This is a genomic window from Sphingopyxis granuli, from assembly GCF_001559015.1.
GTDB classification, from domain to species: Bacteria; Pseudomonadota; Alphaproteobacteria; order Sphingomonadales; family Sphingomonadaceae; genus Sphingopyxis; species Sphingopyxis granuli.
Genome location: NZ_CP012199.1, coordinates 1,824,322 through 1,842,042 on the forward strand (window position 1 = coordinate 1,824,322; position 17,721 = coordinate 1,842,042).

Here is a 17,721-nt window from a genome sequence, read left to right on the forward strand (position 1 = left end):
AGAGGAGGAACTGCCATGACCAAGACGCATCCCGACGCCGGCCAGTGTCCGGTTTCCCATCTGACGACGGCATTCGGCGCGCCCGTGTCCGACAATCAGGACAGCCTGACCGCCGGCCCGCGCGGCCCGTTGCTCGCCCAGGACGTGTGGCTCAACGAGAAGCTCGCCAATTTCGTGCGTGAGGTGATCCCGGAGCGGCGCATGCACGCCAAGGGTTCGGGCGCCTTCGGCACCTTCACCGTGACTCACGACATCAGCCGCTACACCCGCGCGAAAATCTTCAGCGAAGTGGGCAAGAAGACCGAGATGTTCGCGCGCTTCACCACCGTCGCGGGCGAGCGCGGCGCGGCCGACGCCGAGCGCGACATCCGCGGCTTCGCGCTGAAATTCTATACCGAGGAAGGCAATTGGGACATGGTGGGGAACAATACCCCGGTCTTCTTCCTGCGCGACCCGCGCAAATTCCCCGACCTCAACAAGGCGGTGAAGCGCGACCCGCGCACCAACATGCGCAGCGCCACCAACAACTGGGATTTCTGGACGCTGCTGCCCGAGGCGTTCCACCAGGTGACCGTCGTGATGTCCGACCGCGGCATCCCGAAAAGCTATCGCCACATGCACGGTTTCGGCAGCCACACCTACAGCTTCTGGAACGAGGCGGGCGAGCGCTTCTGGGTCAAGTTCCATTTCAGGACCCAGCAGGGCATTGCGAACCTGACCGATGCGGAGGCGGCGGCGCTGGTCGGTGGCGACCGCGAATCGCACCAGCGCGACCTGTACGAGGCGATCGAGCGCGGCGATTTCCCGAAATGGACGATGTATGTCCAGATCATGCCGGAGGCCGATGCCGAGACCTATCGCTTCCACCCCTTCGACCTGACCAAGGTGTGGTACAAGGCGGACTATCCGCTGATCGAGGTCGGCGAGTTCGAACTCAACCGCAATCCGGACAATTTCTTCGCCGATGTCGAACAGAGCGCTTTCGCGCCGTCAAACCTGGTGCCGGGAATCGGCGTGTCGCCCGACCGGATGCTGCAGGCGCGCCTGTTCAACTATGCCGATGCCCAGCGTTACCGGCTCGGCGTCAACTATCACCAGATTCCGGTCAACGCCGCGCGCTGCCCGGTGATGAGCAACCAGCGCGACGGCGCAGGACGGGTCGACGGCAATTACGGCAGCCGCCCGCATTACGAGCCGAACAGCTTCGGCCAGTGGCAGCAGCAGCCCGACTATGGCGAACCGCCGCTGCGCATCAGCGGCGACGCGGCGCACTGGAATTTCCGCGACGACGACGATGATTATTTCACCCAGCCGCGCAAGCTGTTCCAGCAGATGCGCCCGGAGCAACAGCAGGTGCTGTTCGACAATACGGCGCGGGCGATGGGCGATGCGCCGGCCTTCATCAAGCAGCGGCACATCGACAATTGCACCCGCTGCGACCCCGCCTATGGGGCTGGCGTCGCCGCGGCGCTGGGGATGACCGTCCGGCCCGCGACCGAATTGCCGGCCGAACCCGAAACGCCGCCGCAGAATTCGCGGCGTCTGGCTGCAACGATCGGGGGCTGACCGAAGCCGTCCTCCGGCGTTGGCCGGGGAAGCGATCTCCAGCCATCGGCAAGGCAAGCCGAAGGCTGGAGGTCGCTCCGACGCCTGCGGCCCTTCACAAAGACGGTGATCCTTCCGGCCGCCAGCAGCGGACAGCTATCGAAGTTGACCGGCCTCATTTCGCGGAATTTGAGAGGTTTTGCGACAATCTCTCTGTTGCTATTGAGAATCGTTCTGGATAGGGCGACTGCCATCGCGCTGTGCAACGGAACCTTTCGCCTATCATGTCCCGATCATCGTCACGTCAAGCCGGTCCGAAGCGCGGGCGCAAGGCTTTTTGGTTGAAACAGCTTCACACGTGGCACTGGATGAGCTCGGCGATCTGCCTGATCGGGCTGCTGCTGTTCGCGATCACCGGCTTCACGCTGAACCATGCCGCCGATATCGAGGCGGCGCCGCAGGTGTCGGCGCGGACGGCGCAATTGCCCCCCGCGCTGCTCGATCAGCTCGCCGGGGCGGCCCCCGCCGGCGAGGCGGATGAAAAGGCGCCGCTGCCCCCGTCCGTCGCCGCGTGGGTCGAGGCGCATTTCCCCGTCAAGGTGTCGGCCGATGCCGAATGGTCGGACGGCGAAGTCTATCTGCCCGCGCCGCGTCCTGGCGGCGACGCCTGGGTCGCGATCGACCGCGCCACCGGTGCTGCCAGCGCGGAGATCACCGACCGCGGCTGGATCTCCTACCTCAACGACCTGCACAAGGGGCGCAATTCGGGCGGCGCGTGGAGCCTGTTCATCGACATCTTCGCCTTCGCCTGCCTGGTCTTCGCGATCACCGGGCTGTTCCTGCTTCAGCTTCACGCGGCCAAGCGCAGATCGACCTGGCCGATCGTCGCGGCCGGGCTTGCGATCCCCGCCGCAATCGCCATCGTCTCTATTCACTAGGAGGGCAACAGTCATGACTTCACCCATGCGGACGATCCTGATCGGCGGAACGCTGTCTGCCGCGCTCGCGGCCCCGGCGCTGGCCGCCGCGCCGGGCACGATGGACGTGACCGTCACCATCCCGCGGCTCAAGGTCGCCGAATATCATCGGCCCTATGTCGCCATCTGGGTGGAGAAGGAGGGGGCCCCGGCCAAGACGGTCGCGGTCTGGTACGACTACGACATGAAGAATGGCGAGGGCACGAAATGGCTCCGCGACGTTCGCCAGTGGTGGCGCGTGTCGGGCCGCTCGATGACCTTTCCCGCGAACGGCGTCACCGGCGCGACGCGCGCGCCCGGGACGCACAAGGTCAGCTTTTCGCGCGCGCAGCTCGGCGCGACGGCGCCGGGGCAATATACGCTGGTCATAGAGGCGGCGCGCGAGGTCGGGGGGCGCGAGCTGCTGCGCATCCCCTTCACCTGGCCGGCGAAGGCGGGTGCGGGCGGCCGCGCCGCGGGCACCAGCGAGCTGGGCGCCGTCTCCATCTCATTCCGTTGATACGAAAGGGCGAACGATGAAAAAGCGAATCCTGGGACTGGCGGCGACGATCGCCTTGTCGGCGCTGGCCGTGACGCCGGCAAGCGCGCATCGGCAGTGGATGATGCCGTCGGCGACCGTGCTGTCGGGCGATGACGTCTGGGTCACGGTCGATGCGGCGGTGTCGAACGACCTCTTCTATTTCGAGCACCAGCCGCTGCGGCTCGACGGGATCAAGGCCTGGGCGCCCGACGGCAGCGAGGCGCAGATCGAGCATGGTTCGACCGGCCGCTATCGCAGCACGTTCGACGTCCATCTGACGCAGAAGGGGACGTGGAAGATCGGAACCGCGTCGGACGCGCTGATGGGCAGCTATGACCTGAACGGCAAGACGGAGCGCCTGCCGCGCGGCACCACCACCGCCAACCTTGCCGAGCGGCTGCCTGCCGGCGCGACCAATGTGCGGACGGCGGAATCGAACAACCGCAACGAGATTTTCGTCACCGTCGGCGAACCGACGACGACGGTGTTCCAGACGACCGGCAAGGGGATCGAACTGGTCCCGGTGACGCATCCGAACGACCTTTATGCGGGCGAGGCGGCGACCTTCCAGTTCCTGCTCGACGGCAAGCCCGCGGCGGGCCTGACGGTGACCGTGATCCCCGGCGGCATCCGCTATCGCGACCAGCTCGGCCAGATCGACCTGACGACCGGTGCCGACGGCCGCGTCACGGTGACGTGGCCCGAGGCGGGCCTCTATTGGGTCAACGTCACCACGCCGCGCGCCGAGCAGGGCGAAGAGGGCGCGGCGCCGGCCCAGCCGCAGCGCCGGGCGAGCTATGTCACGACGCTCGAGGTGATGGCACCCTGAACGACCGCGTCCTCATCCCGCGGGCGCTGACCCCCGCCGCCTTTGCGAAGCGCGATGCGCCGGCGGGGATCGAGCGCTTTTCGGGAACCAGCATGGGGACCGACTGGAGCCTGCAGGCCGTCGCGCCGCCGCGCGATGCGGCGGCCGTCGTCCAGCGCGCGCTCGACCTCGTCGTCGCGCAGATGAGCCAGTGGGAGCCGCACTCCGACCTGTCGCGCTTCAACCGCGCCCCGGCCGGGGCGTGGCAGGCGGTCCCTTCCGAACTGCTACAGGTCGTCGAGGCGGCGCTCGCCATCGCCGACGCCAGCGGCGGCGCTTTCGATCCGGGACTGGGGCGCCTGACCGAGGCGTGGGGTTTCGGCAGCGCGGGGCCGGTGGCGGCGCGCCCGGACCCCTCGATCGCCGCGCCGCGCGGCGGCATCGCCTTCGACCGGCAGGCCGGGAAGCTGCGCCGCGAGGAGGGCGCATCGCTCGATTTGTCAGGCATCGCCAAGGGCTATGGCGTCGACCTCGCGGCCGAGCGGCTGCGCGACGCCGGCGTACGCCATTTCCTGATCGAGGTGGGGGGCGAACTGCGGGGCGAGGGGATCAGGCCCGACGGCCATCCATGGTGGGTCGATGTCGAGCCGCCGCCCGGTTGGAACGGGCTGCCCTGGCGCATCGCGCTGCACGACCTGTCGGTGGCGACGTCGGGCGATTATCGGCGTGGTCTGGAGATAGAGGGCCGCCGCTACTCGCACAGCTTCGATCCGCGCACCGGTCTGCCGATCCGCAACGGCATGACGTCGGCGACGGTGATCCATCGCAGTTGCATGATGGCCGACGGCTGGGCGACCGCGCTGACCGTCGCCGGGCCGGCGGCGGCGCTCGACATGGCCGACGCCCACGGGCTCGCTGCCTGCCTGATCGCGGACGAGCGCGAATATGTGTCGCGCGCGTGGCGCGCGATGCTCGATTGAGCGGCTTCGCTATCCGCGCAGGACAAAGGGGATTTCGACGACGCCCCTGACGCGCACGGCTTCGCCGTTGCGGATCGTCGGCGCCCAGCGCCATTTCCGCACCGCGCGCAGCGCGGCTTCGTCCAGGCGCTGAAAGCCGCTGGTTCGCGCGACGCTGATCGCCGCGACGGATCCGTCGACGCCCAGCGTCACCGACAGAAGCACCGTTCCCCGCTCGCGGTGGCGGCGACTTTCGGTCGGATAGCGCGGCGGAGGCCCCGACAGCATGCGCGTCGCAAGGTCGTCGGCCTGGATCGTCGACGGCGGTGCCGGCGGAGCGGGCGGCGCCGGGGGAGCGGCCGGAACGGAAACCGCGATCGGCGCGGCCGGTTCGGGGTCGGGAACCGCAATCTGCACCGGCCGGGGATTGGGCAGCACGACCAGCGGCTGCGGCATGGTGGCGCGCGGCTGTGGCGGCGGCGGCGTCTCGGCGGGTGCGGGCGGGGGCGGTGGCGGCGCCATCGACAGGTTGACCACCGCCAGCCTGGTCGCCTTCGTGTGCGCGTGGCGAATCCCGCTGTGGACGAGCGCGGCGATCAGCACCGCGGTCAGCAACAGCGCCAGTCCGGCGGCGATCGGGTTGGGGCGCGATGCCTCGCCATAGCGATGCACGGCGCCGCCGCCTCCGGCCGCCGCCTCGACCGGGCGGGCGGAACGGGGCGGGGGCACGGCGGCGAAGCGCTCTCGGGCCTCGCGTTCAGGTTTCCGACCAGCGTCGCAGCAGGTTGTGGTAGACGCAGGTGAGTTGAAGGACAGCATCATTATCGGCCCCATCGAGGGTGAGTTTCTGGATCGCCGTATCCAGTTCGAGAAGCATCCGCCGCAAGCTTTCGTCCCGCACCAGGCTTTGAATCCAGAAAAAGGATGCGATGCGCGCGCCGCGTGTCACCGGTTCGACGCGGTGAAGGCTGCTCGAAGGATAGAGGATGGCGTCCCCCGCTGGCAGCGCGACGCGATGCTCGCCATACGTATCGCTGATGACCAGCGCGCCGCCCTCATAGTCGGTCGGATCGTTGAGAAAGAGGGTGCAGGACAGGTCCGACCGCAGATGTTCGCCCTCTCCCAGACGCATCACCGCACCGTCGACGTGGAAACCATATTCGCCGCCGCCCGCATAGCGGTTGAAGCGCGGCGGCAGGATCTTGCGCGGCAGCGCGGAGGCGAAGAACAGCGGCGATCGCTGCAGCGCGGCGAGCACCGTGGCTCCCAGTTCGGCCTTCAGCGGCAGGTTATCGGGCAGTTGCTCGTTGCGCTTGACGCGGGCACCCTGCGCTCCGACCGTCTCGCGCCCGTCGGTCCACTCGGCGCCGTCGAGCCGGGCGCGGACCGCCGCTACCTCCTCGGCCGACAGGATGTTCGGAATATGCAGCAACATGCCGATCCAGATCCTTTCAAACGGCGAAGGCGGGGGCGCGCCACGTCCCCCGCCCAGGCCCGTTCCGCGCCGACCTAGAAACGGAAGTCGGCGCTGAACAGGAAGGTTTGCGGCTGCCCCGGCGTGTAGCGATAGCCGCTCTTGTTGATCGCCGCGACATAATGTTTGTCGAACAGGTTATAGGCATTCACCCGCAGCGTGACATTGTCGTTGACCGCATAGCCCAGCAGCGCGTCGACGACCGTGTAGCCCTGGGTGCGGGGCGGCGTGCCGGCCGCGCCGTCGGTCCCGCGCCGCATTCCGCTGGTGTAGCGGACGCCGCCGGCAATCTCGAGCCCGAAGGGCGCGCGATAGCTGGTCCATGACGAGAAGCTGTCGTCGGGGGCGTAGGTCAGGCCGGTGCTGCCGTCGACGGCGACCGCGCCGCCGTTCGTGACCTTGGTCTTCTGATGCCCGTATCCGGCGGAGATCGACCAGTCGTCGGTGATGTTGCCCACGACCGACAGTTCGAAGCCCCGCACGCGCTTCGATCCGCTCTGGATGTCGGACGGGTCGGCGGCGTTGACCTCGTTCAGCACCTTGGTCTGGAACACCGCCGCGTTGAAGGCGAGTGCGCCGTCCAGTGCGTCCAGCTTGACGCCGGCCTCGATCGTCTTGGCCTTTTGGGGAGCGAAGTCCGGGTTGTTGGCGCTGTTGCCAGTGGCCAGGGTGAAGTTGTCGCCGCCCGGGGGCTGCTGCGACAGCGCATAGTTCACGTAGAGGCTGACCGGCTCGCTGGGCTTCAGCACCGCTCCCAGCTTCCAGTTGAACAGCGTGTCCTTGGCCGTCAGGTCGGCGGTGGTCACGATCGAGCCTACGGGCGCGGTACCGCAGGGCACGGCACCGCGGCCGGTTCCGTTGTTGCAGACGGCCGTGCTGACATAGGTCGTCTTGTAATGATCGAGGCGAATGCCGCCGGTCACCAGCAAGAGCCCGTCAAAGAATTTCGCGGTGTCGAAGGCATAGAAGGCCAGCGTATTCGTCTTGCCCCGCGAAGCGGTGCCGTTGCGCGAATGGGTGTAGTTGCTCGTGTCGTTCCAGTCGGGATCGTAGAGATTGGCGACCGGCAGGGTGCCCGAGGAACTGTGGCCGTAGGTGATCTGCTTTTCGCTGGTGATCTCGGCACCGAGGCTCAGATTATGCTCGATCGCACCGGTCGCGAAATCGGCCCGCAGGTTGAGCTGGTCGGTCAGGATGCGGTTTCGCGCGTCGCGGATCGTGGGGTTGCCGCGCGTCATCGTATAGGCGGACAGGTCGTTGGGATTCGCAGGATCGCCGACGATGTTGGCGTTCGTCGACATGAATGCGGTCAGCAGATAGTCCTGCCTGGTCTCGCCCCAGCGCGCGACGTTGGACAGCCGCACATTATCGGAGAAATCATGTTCGACGATGAATGTCGCCATCTGCGCCCGGACGTCGTCATGATCCTTGCGCGTGCCGTAGAAATTCCTTGAATCGACGGGATGGCCGGCCAGCGCTTCCTGTCCGGCCTGGGGTTGCCATCCGGGCAGGGCGATCGTCGGGACATAGCCGTCGGGAATATTGTCCTGATCGACATAGAGCAGATTGAGATAAGCGCGGGTCGCGGTTTCGAGGCCGAAGCCGAGCGAGGCGGCGAGACCGAGCCGCTGGTTCTCGACATGATCGCGGCCGGGAACATCGCTGTCCTGCCACAGGACATTCAGCCGCAACGCGCTGTTGCTCAGGTCGCCCAGCGTCTGGTTGACATCAGCCGTCACGCGCTTCTGCCCGTCGACGCCGACCGAAAGCGTGCCCGACAGCGCGCTTTCGAGCGACGCCCGCTTCGACACCATGTTGATCGCGCCCGTCGGTGCGGTGCGGCCATTGTCGGTGCCTGCCGGTCCTTTCTGAACCTCGACCGCTTCGGTGTTGAAGATGTCGCGCGAGATCGAGCCCAGATCGCGGATGCCGTCGACGAAGATGCTGTTCGACGTGTCGAAGCCGCGCATGCGGATCGCGTCGCCGCTCGTCGTATTGCCGTTCTCGCCGGCATAGAAGGTGCCGACGCCGGGGCTGTTGCGCAGCACCTCGGTCAGCGTCGTCGCCCCTTGTTCGTTGAACAGCTGCTTGTCGATCACCTGGATCGTCTGGGGCGTGTCGCGCAGCGGCTGCGTGAATTTCGGCGAGGACGGACGGTCGACCTTATAGCCTTCGTCGTCGATCGCGGTGTCGGTCACGGTGACCCCGCCGAGCCGCGGCGCCTTCGCTTCCGATCCGCTGTCCTGAGCAGCCGCGGGCGAAACGGCGAGGCCGAAGCAACCCAGAGCCAGATAGGCCGGCGCCGCTGCCGCCAGTGATTCACGCAAACGCAAGAATGACATTCATGCCCCCTTTTTGATCCATGATGGAAATAATGGCGCGCTATTGCGAGTCATTCGCGAGAAAAGCAAGCGCCTTTTTACATTCCGTCGGCATTTTGCGCGCCAAGGCGCCGTTGCAGGCGGTTCATGGGCTTTCCGCCATGCGGCAAATTGAAACCGCGACGCAGTAGTATACGGGGATTGTCGCGCGTCGGGCGGGCTACGCCTGCGCTTCGCTGTCCTTGCAGGGGACGACCTCGACCACCAGGTCGCCCGCCTGCAGCGCCTGGGCTTCGGGTTCCCAGAAGCCGTAGGGCTTGCCGCCGCGATAGAGGCGCAGGCCGCGTCCGCCGCTGGCGAGCGTATCGAGGCCGCGGCCGATCTCCTCGGGGCTGACCCGGCGCTCACTCAACTGCACCCGGCCGCCGGCGGCCGCCAGATCGGCCATATAATCGGCGACATGCGCGCCCTCGGCCGACCCCGCGAGCAGCAGGCCGGTGAAGCTGACCGGGTTGATGACGTTGTTGGCGCCTGCCTGCCGCGCGAGAAGTTCATTGTCCTGAGTGCGGATGACGACGCTGATCGGAACGTGCGGCGCGAGATGGCGCACGGTGAGCACGATCAGGATCGAGGTGTCGTCGCGCCCGGCGGAAACGAGCACGCTCTTCGCTTCGTTGATGCGGATGTGCAGCAGCGTGTCGTCGTTCGACGCGTCGCCCTCCATCACGTTGCAGCCCATGTGCTCGGCGGCGGCGACGCGGCCGCGCGCCGGGTCGATGACGACGATCTTCGACGGATCGGTGCCGCGCACGATCAGTTCCTTGACGGCTTCGCTGCCGCTGACACCGAAGCCGAGAACGACGATATGGTTGGTGAGCTTTGCCTGGATGCGGGCCATGCGCCATTTTTCCCATGTGCGTTTGAGGACGAATTGATAGGCGGTGCCGACGAAGATGAAGAGCACGGCGATGCGGATCGGCGTGACCACCACCGCCTCGACCAGCCGCGCCCGGTCGGACACCGGGGTGATGTCGCCGAAGCCGGTGGTGGTGACCGAGATCATCGTGAAATAGACGACATCGAGGAAGCTGATGGCACCGTCCTCGTGATCGACCAGCCCGTCGCGCCCGACCCAGTGGATCGCCACCGCGATCCCGATCAGCAGGAAGGCGACACCCAGCCGTGTGACCAGGTCGGCCCAGATCGGCCAGCGGGTCGCGCGGCGCAGGACGTCGAACTGGCGCTGGACGCTCCGGGGTAGTCGTCTGGCCATCGGCGGCTATCGGGGCGGCAACTGCTTCATCGGATCGACAGGTAACCGATTCTTCCTGAGCTGGAAATGGAGTTGCGGCGACTGGACCTGGCCGCTCGCGCCGGCGCGGCCGATCACGGTGCCGGCCTTCACCGCCTGCCCACGCTGCACCGCGATTTCGCCTGCGTGGCCATAGGCGCTCATCCAGCCGCCGCCGTGGTCGATCAGGATCAGGCCGCCATAGACGGCGATCTCGTCGCCGGCATAGGCGACGACGCCGTCCGCCGCGGCGTGGATCGGCGTTCCCTGCGCGGCGGCGATGTTGATGCCGTCGTTGACCTTGCCGGGCGCCAGCGGGCCGAAGCGCGCGATGACCGGGCCGGCGAGCGGCCAGCGGAAGCGGCCGGAAAAGGCGGCCGGCGCCGCAATCGCCGTCGTCACCGGGTGTTTTGGCACCGCGCTGGCCGCGGCAGGCCGCCCGCTTTCGGCGAGCGCGGGCTGGCTGCCCGTCGCGATGTCGTCGATGTCGAGCGTGAAGGATGCCGCGCGCGCCGCCACGTCGACGGCGCGCGGCGGCTGCGCCCGTGCCTCGGCCGGCAGGCGCAGCCGCTGGCCGACGCGCAGGATATAGGGTTCGCCGAGCGCGTTGATCGTGACGACCTCCCCCCAGTCAACGCCGTAGGCCTGCGCGATGCCGATGCCCGTCTCCCCCGCCGCGACGCGATGATAGAGGCCCGCGGGAACGCGGAGCGTCTGGCCGGGATGCAGCGTATAGGGCGGCGCGAGGTCGTTCTCCATCGCGATCGCCTCCGAACCCGCGCCCGTCATCGCGCCGATCGCGCGCAGCGTATCGCCCGGCCGCACGGTATAGGTGCCGGCCGTGACCGCGCGCGCGTCGGCGGTGACGGGTTTCAGCGTCCAGGTCTGCCGCGCGTCGCCGCCAACGACCTCGCCCAGCGAGCGCCGTTCGAAATCGTCACGCGCGGTAGACGGCGCCGACGCGCTGGCTACCGGTGCGGTCGCGCGCGGCGTCGGCGACATGGCCGCTGGAATACAGCCGCCCAGCAATGCCGCGCCCACAAGCGGCCCGATACGGTGAATAAGCGCCCCCACACCGCTTCCTTGCCAAAGCCAGGCAGCGAACACCAGCCATCTGTTTCATTTCGGAACAGAAACTGAGCGATCGGAGGGCATGGGACGCCCGTTTCAGCGAAGCGGATCGCGAAAATACTCGTGTGCTCCCGCGGAGGCGGGAGCCCAGCGCAAAGCAAAGCCGGCGTCGGCGTCAAGACGCTCTATGGTCTATGGGGAGTCGGCGTTCGGCGCGCTGCCTCGTCCGTCATACTGAACTCGTTCAGCATTCATGGCCGAACCTTCCCTTCTGTGCCGACTTTCAGGCGAGGGGGGACCATGGACCCTCTGATCGGGTCCGGGGCAGGCTCTGAAACAAGTTGGCGCATATGTCCTTCAGGCAAATCAGGAACTGTTCCCCGGCAAAAGCCGGGGTCCATGCGAGGCGGCGCTGCCCCACCTGGACCCCGGCTTTCGCCGGGGAACGGTGACTTGTCGAAAAGGGATCATTGCCAAACAAGGTCAGGGCGGCGGAAGGGAAAACCGTGCCGAAACCCGAATCCCCACAGCCATAGGCCCCCGCCTGCGCGGGGATACGATGTGTTATATTCAAGAGCGATCGTGCCAATGCATCGAGCATCGGATCGGCATCGCCTCTCTTCCGCTCAGCCCTGGTAGGCGCTCCGCAACGCAGCGAGCGAGGCGTCGTGGGTCAGGTCGAGTTGCAGCGGCGTCACCGAAATATAGCCGGCGTCGATCGCCTCGAGGTCGCTGTCGGCGCCCAGCGAATGCTCGATGCCGTGCAGCCCGAACCAGTAATAGGTGTAGCCGCGCGGATCGACGCCCTCGACGATCGAGCCGCGGCTATAGTCGTGGAAGCCCTGCCGGACGACGCGGATCCCGCGCACCGCGTCGGCGGGGACGGCCGGAAAGTTGACGTTGATCAGCGTCCGCGGCGCCATCTGCATCGCAAGCAGGGGCGCCAGAACCTTCGCCCCCCACGCCTCGGCCGCGCCGAAGGGAACGGTGTCGCCCATGCCTTCGCGCGCATAGACCTGGCTCAGCGCGATCGCCGGGATGCCGGCCAGCGCCCCCTCGATTGCCGCCGACACCGTGCCCGAATAGGTGATGTCGTCGCCCAGATTGGCGCCGCGGTTGACCCCCGACAGGATCAGGTCGGGCTTTTCGGGCATCAGCTTGCCGATCGCGATCATCACCGAATCGGTCGGGGTGCCGGTGCACGACCAGCGCCGCTCGCCATGCTGGCGGACGCGCACCGGATAGGACAGCGTCAGCGAATGGCCGGCGCCCGACTGCTCCTCCGACGGGGCGCAGACCCAGATATCGTCCGAAAGCTGCCGTGCGATCGCTTCGAGCACCGCCATGCCGGGGGCATGATAACCGTCGTCGTTGGTGAGGAGGATGCGCACTTTGGTTTCTTTCTCTTTTCGTCACCCGGCCCAAGGCCGGGGTGACGAGGGTAGTCAGGTGATGGGTGTCAGCCGCGTGACCCCACCCATGTAAGGCAACAGCGCCGCGGGAATATCGACGCTGCCGTCCTCCAGCTGATAATTTTCGAGGATCGCGACCAGCGTGCGCCCGACCGCCAGCCCCGAGCCGTTGAGCGTGTGGACGAACTCGTTGCCCTTCGCGCCCTCGCGGCGAAAGCGGGTGTTCATGCGCCGCGCCTGGAAATCGCCGCAGTTGGAGCAGCTCGAAATCTCGCGGTAGGCGCCCTGGCCGGGCAGCCACACTTCGAGGTCATAGGTCTTGCGCGCCGAAAAGCCCATGTCGCCCGCGCACAGCAGCATCCGGCGATAGGGCAGCTCGAGCGCCTCGAGGATCGCCTCGGCGGCGCGCGTCTTGCGTTCGAGTTCGGCGTCGCTGTCCTCCGGGCGGGTGACCGACACCAACTCGACCTTCCAGAACTGGTGCTGGCGGATATAGCCGCGCGTGTCGCGCCCCGCCGCGCCCGCCTCCGACCGGAAGCAGGGGGTGAGGGCGGTCATGCGCAGCGGCAGGTCGGCCTCGGGCAATATCTCCTCGCGCACCGCGTTCGTCAGGCTCATCTCCGACGTCGAGATCAGCCAGCGGCCGTCGGTGGTCTGGAACAGGTCCTCGCGGAACTTGGGAAGCTGCGCGGTGCCGAACGCCGCTTCGTCGCGCACCAGCAGCGGCGTCGCGCATTCGCGATAGCCCGCCTCGCCGGTCTGCCGGTCGAGCATATACTGGCCGAGCGCGCGTTCGAGCCGCGCCATCGACCCTTTCAGAAAGGCGAAGCGGGCACCCGACATCCGCGCCGCAGTCTCGAAATCGAGGCCGAGCGCGGGGGCGAAATCGGCATGTTCGCGCGGCGTGAAGGCGAAGGTGCGCGGGGTGCCCCACCGCGAAATCTCGACATTGCCTTCCTCGTCTGCGCCCTCCGGAACGTCGGCGGCGGGCAGGTTGGGAAGCGCGGCGAGGCTGTCCTGCAATGCGGCAAGCTGGGCCCGCTCGGCGGCTTCCTGTTCGGGGAGCGACTGCTTCAGCGCCGCGACCTCTGCCTTCAGCGTTTCGGCGGTGGCCGTGTCGCCCTGCGCCATCGCCTGGCCGATCGCCTTCGACGCCTCGTTGCGGCGCGCGAGCGCGGCCTGCATGTCGGTCTGCAACGCGCGCAGCGCGGCGTCGGCGGCCAGGATGATTTCGGACAGGGGGGCAAGGCCGCGGCGCGCGAGGCCCGCGTCGAACGCGGCGGGGTCGTCCCGGATCAGGCGGATATCGTGCATGGCCGCGCTATGGCGGCGCGGAGCGGGCGGTGCAAGCCTGTGTTCGCCCCTCCGCTCGCAATGATGACGCAGGGCGATCCCGGGGCCGAAATCATGACCGCCACGAAAAAGGGGGCCGCCCCAAGGGACGGCCCCCATCATTCGGCATCCGGCGCGAGGCCGTCTGCCGCCAGTGGCCCGTTACGCCGCTTCGCTGTCGTCGCCGTCGCGGTTGGCCGCACGGCGGCGCATCACCAGCGCCGCGGCGGCGGCGCCGAACAGCAGCATCATCGGCGGTGCCGGCACCGGGGTCGGATCGCCTGACGACCCGCTGCTCGTGCTGCCGCCCGAACTCGACGAAGACGAGGAGCTCGAAGAGGAGGAACTGCTCGACGACGACGAAGAACTGCTGCTCGACGAGGAGGACGAACTGCCCGTCGATCCGCCGAAGCTGCTGCTGCCGCCCGTCGCGCCAGACGAGGTCGCGCCGCTCGACGAACTGCTGCTCGACGAGGACGACGAGGAGGAAGAACTGCTCGACGACGAGGATGCGCCGCCGGTCGAGGTCGACGCGCCGCTCGAACCGCTCGACGACGAGGAAGACGACGAAGAGGAGGAACTGCTGCTCGACGAGCTGCTGCCCGAACCGCCCGAACCGCCCGACGTGCCGCCCCAGCCCGAGCTGCCGTGCGAGCTTCCGCCCTTCGACGAGCTTCCATGCGACGATCCGCCGTGGGACGAACTGCCATGCGAGCTGCCGCCGCGTGACGACCCGCCGTGCGAGCTTCCGCCCTTCGACGAACTGCCGCCGCCCGACGAGGAGGAACTCGACGACGAGGAGGACGAACTGCTGCTCGACGAAGAGGAACTGCTGCTGCTCGAAGAGGAGGAACTGACATTGCCCGACGAGGTCGAAACGCCGCCGGTCGAGGTGCTGACCCCGCCCGTCGAGGTCGAGACGCCGCCGGTTGAGGTCGACACGCCACCCGTCGAGGTTGAGACGCCGCCCGTCGAAGTCGAAACGCCGCCGGTCGACGTGCTGACGCCACCCGTCGAGGTCGAGGTGCTGACCCCGCCGGTCGATGTGGAAACCCCGCCCGAGGTGCTGCTGGTGGTGGAGCTAAGACCGCCCGTGGTCGTCGAGGTGATGACGACGCTGCCGCTGCTCCCGCCGCCGCTGCTGCCGCCGAAGAAACCCCCGAAGAAGCCGCCACCGAAACCGCCGCCGAAGCCGCCGCCGATCACGGTGACTCCGCCGCCGCCACCGCCGCCTTCGAAGCCGCCGCGCTGCGGGAAGGGCGCATAGGGGATGGGGGGCAGCGGAACCGTCTGCGTTACCACCTGCGTCTGCGGGGTGGCGGTGCGGATGATCCGCTTCGTCGTGACCACGCGGCGGACGCGCTTCACCGGCTTGCGCGCCACGTGCCGCTTGCGCACCACTTTCTTGGTGCAGCAGTTCTGCACCGTCTGCGCCTTCGCTCGCGGCACGTCGGCGACCTGCATCGCGCCGGTGCCGATGATCGCGCCGCCGCATGTGCAGGCACAAAGCTTTGCGAGGGCCATTCGGACAGACATAGGTTTCTCTCTCTTTTCCCGTTGCAGGTGCCCCCAGCGCTGCCGCCGGCACCGATTGCGCCTTTCACTAAGAGCAAAAGGCCAATGCTTTGTGAACACGGCAATTGCGTTAACCGCGTTTGCCTGTCCGAGAGCGGGAAAATGGGATCGAAATCAACTCTAAAGCGCTACTTTGTCCCAAAACAGCACGGATTTTTACCGAATCATGTCCATTAGTAAACGGCTGGGCGATCGAATGGGTGGGCGCGGTGGGCTTGTGGAGAGCGTCGGACCGGTTCAGCGGCGCTTCACCCGAGGCCGCCTATCGGTCCTTGGCGCTTGTGTCCCAACCTGCGGCTGGTTATAGGCGCGGCGCATTCCTTGGACCGCCATTTCGGCGGCAAGGCGACAGGAAAGGACGCGAGAGCCCCTTATGCCGACCAAGATTGCCGATGTTGGCGCCGACGCCCTCCGCGAAGCCAGGTCCAATCTCGATTCGGATTATGTCCCCAACGAGGACGAGCCGTTCATGAACGAACGGCAGCAGGATTATTTCCGCGGCCTCCTGCTCGCCTGGAAGAAGTCGATCCTTTCCGAAGCCGAATCGACGCTGGCGCATCTGCAGGACGGTCCGCTGCGCGAGCCCGACCTCGCCGACCGCGCGTCGAGCGAGACCGACTGGGCGATCGAGCTGCGGACCCGCGACCGCCAGCGCAAGCTGATCGCCAAGATCGACGCCGCGATCCGCCGCATCGACGAAGGCGAATATGGCTATTGCGCGGTCACCGGCGAACCCATCTCGCTCGCGCGGCTTCAGGCGCGCCCGATCGCGACGATGACGCTGGAAGCGCAGGAGCGCCACGAGCGCAACGAGCGCATTTCGCGCGAGGATTGATCGCGGCCGGCTCGGAAGGCGTCGGCGCCATTTACAATATCGCAAGGGCTGCTGCCTAGATTCGTCCCCTGAATCAAACGGGGAACGGGTCGCATGGAATCCCACGAACACACATCGGTCGACGAGGAAGTGGCGGCGCTGTCGCGAAGCGCCGACCGCGACAGCCTGTTCATGCAGGCGCGGCTGCAACTCGCGGGGGCGACCGACACGGTGCTCGTCCGCGTCCGCAACCTGTCGGCGGGCGGCATGCTCGCCGAGGTGCAGGGCCGGATCAGGGGGCTCGAACAGGGCGGGGCGGTCGAAGTCGATCTGCGCAACATCGGCCCGGTGCCGGGGCGGATCGTCTGGATCGGCGACGGCAAGTTCGGCGTCGCGTTCGACCGGCCGGTCGATCCGCAGGCGGTGCGCCGTCAGGTGGTTCGCAAAATGGAGGTTCCCCCGCACATCTCCGCGCTCAACCGGGGGCCTTTCTACCGCCCGCGCTGACGCGCTTCGCGATGGAAGGCATCAGCCGGCGGTAGCAGTCGGGGGCTCGCTCAATCGAACGCGAGCATCTCTTCCTTGATTTTCAGCTTCTGCTTTTTCATCTGCGCCAGCAGGGCCGCATCGGGCGATGGGCGCCGTTCTTCATTCGCAATTTTCGCGTCGAGGTCCGCGTGACGGGACTTCAGGGCAGAAAGGTGCGATGTGCTCATGAGGCCTTCTCCTTTTTCGAATCGGGTGGGCAGGGGCGAGTAGAACATGAATTGCCCCGAAAGTCGTGACGATTCGGCCGGACGGTCCCCGTTGCGGACCAGCGGTGGCCGTGGCAGGAGACGGGCGTGAATCCGGAAGACATCGCCCAGCGCCTCGAACGGCTTCGGACCGAGCATCGCGACCTCGATGCGGCGATCATCGCGCTCGCCACGGCGACGGTTCCCGACCAGCTCCAGCTCGCCCGCATGAAGAAGCACAAGCTGCGGCTGCGGGACGAGATCGCATGGTGCGAGGATCAGCTTCTGCCCGACATCATCGCCTGATCCGTCCGGTCGCGCGCCGGAAAGATGGTTAGCGGCGTTGCGGTGCGCGCCGCGACCGTGGCATGGCCGCGCGATGGACGAGCGGCAGTCGGGCATGCGCGGAATCGGCCGGCCGGTTCATCGCGCGCAGGTCGAAAATCTCTATGTCGAAGCGATGCTGCTCGCCGACGAGGCGCATGCGGCCTTTGCAGCGATGCGCGATCCGGGCGGCGATGGCCTGCTTCAGGTCGGTCTCGCCTGCGAATCGCTCAAGACGACGGCGCGGCTGATGCATATCATCGCATGGCTGCTCCACCGCCGCGCGATGATCGCCGGCGATCCGGGGGCCGGACCCGACGACAGCGCCGCGCGCATCGGCGATCCCGTCCTGGCCGATTGGTCTGTCTGCGCCCGCTTCGATGCCCCGGTCGCCCGCGTCGTCATGGCGAGCGAGCGGCTGTTCGAACGCGTTGCCGCGCTCGAGGCGGGCTGGGATGCGCCCGCCGCGCCGACGCCGGTGCACGACATGCTGGCGGAGATCGCCGCGCGCCTCTGACGCGTGCGCATCCTCCCGGTGCGCATAACGCTTGCCTTAAAACCCGC

18 protein-coding genes are annotated in these 17,721 nt (G+C 67.4%); 10 read left to right on the plus strand and 8 right to left on the minus strand.

What is annotated here, in order from left to right; translation table 11 throughout:
* Positions 1-15: 15 nt before the first annotated feature.
* From SGRAN_RS08335 to SGRAN_RS08355, 5 genes are all read left to right on the plus strand, one after another.
* Entirely contained in the window at positions 16-1,566 is a 1,551-nt protein-coding gene (locus tag SGRAN_RS08335; protein WP_067182521.1) for a catalase, read from the plus strand.
* Between the two features lie 263 nt (positions 1,567-1,829).
* A complete protein-coding gene (locus SGRAN_RS08340; RefSeq protein WP_067182523.1) occupies positions 1,830-2,483 on the plus strand; it encodes a PepSY-associated TM helix domain-containing protein in 654 nt (217 codons plus the stop codon).
* A 13-nt stretch (positions 2,484-2,496) separates the two neighbouring features.
* On the plus strand, positions 2,497-3,021 hold the full coding sequence (locus tag SGRAN_RS08345) for a DUF2271 domain-containing protein (protein ID WP_067182525.1): 525 nt from the start codon (positions 2,497-2,499) through the stop codon (positions 3,019-3,021).
* A 16-nt stretch (positions 3,022-3,037) separates the two neighbouring features.
* Entirely contained in the window at positions 3,038-3,871 is an 834-nt protein-coding gene (locus tag SGRAN_RS08350) for a DUF4198 domain-containing protein (protein ID WP_067106260.1), read from the plus strand.
* A 92-nt stretch (positions 3,872-3,963) separates the two neighbouring features.
* A complete protein-coding gene (locus tag SGRAN_RS08355; protein WP_082737160.1) occupies positions 3,964-4,830 on the plus strand; it encodes an FAD:protein FMN transferase in 867 nt (288 codons plus the stop codon).
* A gap of 9 nt (positions 4,831-4,839) precedes the next feature.
* On the opposite strand, the gene SGRAN_RS08360 is transcribed toward SGRAN_RS08355, so the two are convergent.
* The 7 genes from SGRAN_RS08360 to serS all read right to left on the minus strand — a co-directional run bounded on the left by SGRAN_RS08360 (position 4,840) and on the right by serS (position 13,692).
* Positions 4,840-5,538, minus strand: a complete 699-nt coding sequence (locus SGRAN_RS08360) for an energy transducer TonB (protein WP_237233943.1) — start codon at positions 5,536-5,538, stop codon at positions 4,840-4,842.
* Positions 5,539-5,566: 28 nt separating this feature from the next.
* Positions 5,567-6,244, minus strand: a complete 678-nt coding sequence (locus SGRAN_RS08365; RefSeq protein ID WP_067182528.1) for a Fe2+-dependent dioxygenase — start codon at positions 6,242-6,244, stop codon at positions 5,567-5,569.
* A gap of 74 nt (positions 6,245-6,318) precedes the next feature.
* A complete protein-coding gene (locus SGRAN_RS08370) occupies positions 6,319-8,625 on the minus strand; it encodes a catecholate siderophore receptor Fiu (protein WP_067182530.1) in 2,307 nt (768 codons plus the stop codon).
* A 199-nt stretch (positions 8,626-8,824) separates the two neighbouring features.
* Complete coding sequence (locus SGRAN_RS08375) at positions 8,825-9,877, minus strand: potassium channel family protein (RefSeq protein ID WP_067106266.1); 1,053 nt, start codon at positions 9,875-9,877, stop codon at positions 8,825-8,827.
* Positions 9,878-9,883: 6 nt separating this feature from the next.
* Positions 9,884-10,897 carry a peptidoglycan DD-metalloendopeptidase family protein gene (locus SGRAN_RS08380; protein ID WP_067182533.1) on the minus strand — a complete coding sequence of 338 codons (1,014 nt, stop codon included), beginning with the start codon at positions 10,895-10,897 and terminating at the stop codon, positions 9,884-9,886.
* Between the two features lie 695 nt (positions 10,898-11,592).
* Positions 11,593-12,357: a 5'/3'-nucleotidase SurE gene (gene surE, locus SGRAN_RS08385; RefSeq protein ID WP_067182536.1), complete on the minus strand. Its 765-nt coding sequence runs from the start codon at positions 12,355-12,357 to the stop codon at positions 11,593-11,595.
* 54 nt (positions 12,358-12,411) lie between these two features.
* Positions 12,412-13,692, minus strand: a complete 1,281-nt coding sequence (gene serS, locus SGRAN_RS08390; RefSeq protein WP_067182539.1) for a serine--tRNA ligase — start codon at positions 13,690-13,692, stop codon at positions 12,412-12,414.
* 172 nt (positions 13,693-13,864) lie between these two features.
* Between serS and SGRAN_RS21630 the strand changes: the two genes are divergently transcribed.
* The 3 genes from SGRAN_RS21630 (at position 13,865) to SGRAN_RS08405 (ending at position 16,606) form a co-directional block, all read left to right on the plus strand.
* A complete protein-coding gene (locus SGRAN_RS21630; RefSeq protein ID WP_210434217.1) occupies positions 13,865-14,977 on the plus strand; it encodes a hypothetical protein in 1,113 nt (370 codons plus the stop codon).
* 681 nt (positions 14,978-15,658) lie between these two features.
* Positions 15,659-16,120 carry an RNA polymerase-binding protein DksA gene (gene dksA / locus SGRAN_RS08400; RefSeq protein WP_067106274.1) on the plus strand — a complete coding sequence of 154 codons (462 nt, stop codon included), beginning with the start codon at positions 15,659-15,661 and terminating at the stop codon, positions 16,118-16,120.
* A 93-nt stretch (positions 16,121-16,213) separates the two neighbouring features.
* Positions 16,214-16,606 carry a PilZ domain-containing protein gene (locus SGRAN_RS08405; RefSeq protein ID WP_067106277.1) on the plus strand — a complete coding sequence of 131 codons (393 nt, stop codon included), beginning with the start codon at positions 16,214-16,216 and terminating at the stop codon, positions 16,604-16,606.
* 50 nt (positions 16,607-16,656) lie between these two features.
* On the opposite strand, the gene SGRAN_RS21635 is transcribed toward SGRAN_RS08405, so the two are convergent.
* Positions 16,657-16,815 carry a YdcH family protein gene (locus tag SGRAN_RS21635; protein ID WP_076074740.1) on the minus strand — a complete coding sequence of 53 codons (159 nt, stop codon included), beginning with the start codon at positions 16,813-16,815 and terminating at the stop codon, positions 16,657-16,659.
* 126 nt (positions 16,816-16,941) lie between these two features.
* On the opposite strand from SGRAN_RS21635, the gene SGRAN_RS08410 reads away from it, so the two are divergent.
* Positions 16,942-17,139 (plus strand): YdcH family protein, encoded by a 198-nt coding sequence (locus SGRAN_RS08410; RefSeq protein ID WP_067106279.1) that lies wholly within the window; start codon positions 16,942-16,944, stop codon positions 17,137-17,139.
* Positions 17,140-17,212: 73 nt separating this feature from the next.
* Positions 17,213-17,674, plus strand: a complete 462-nt coding sequence (locus tag SGRAN_RS08415) for a DUF1465 family protein (RefSeq protein WP_237233945.1) — start codon at positions 17,213-17,215, stop codon at positions 17,672-17,674.
* Positions 17,675-17,721 lie beyond the last annotated feature (47 nt).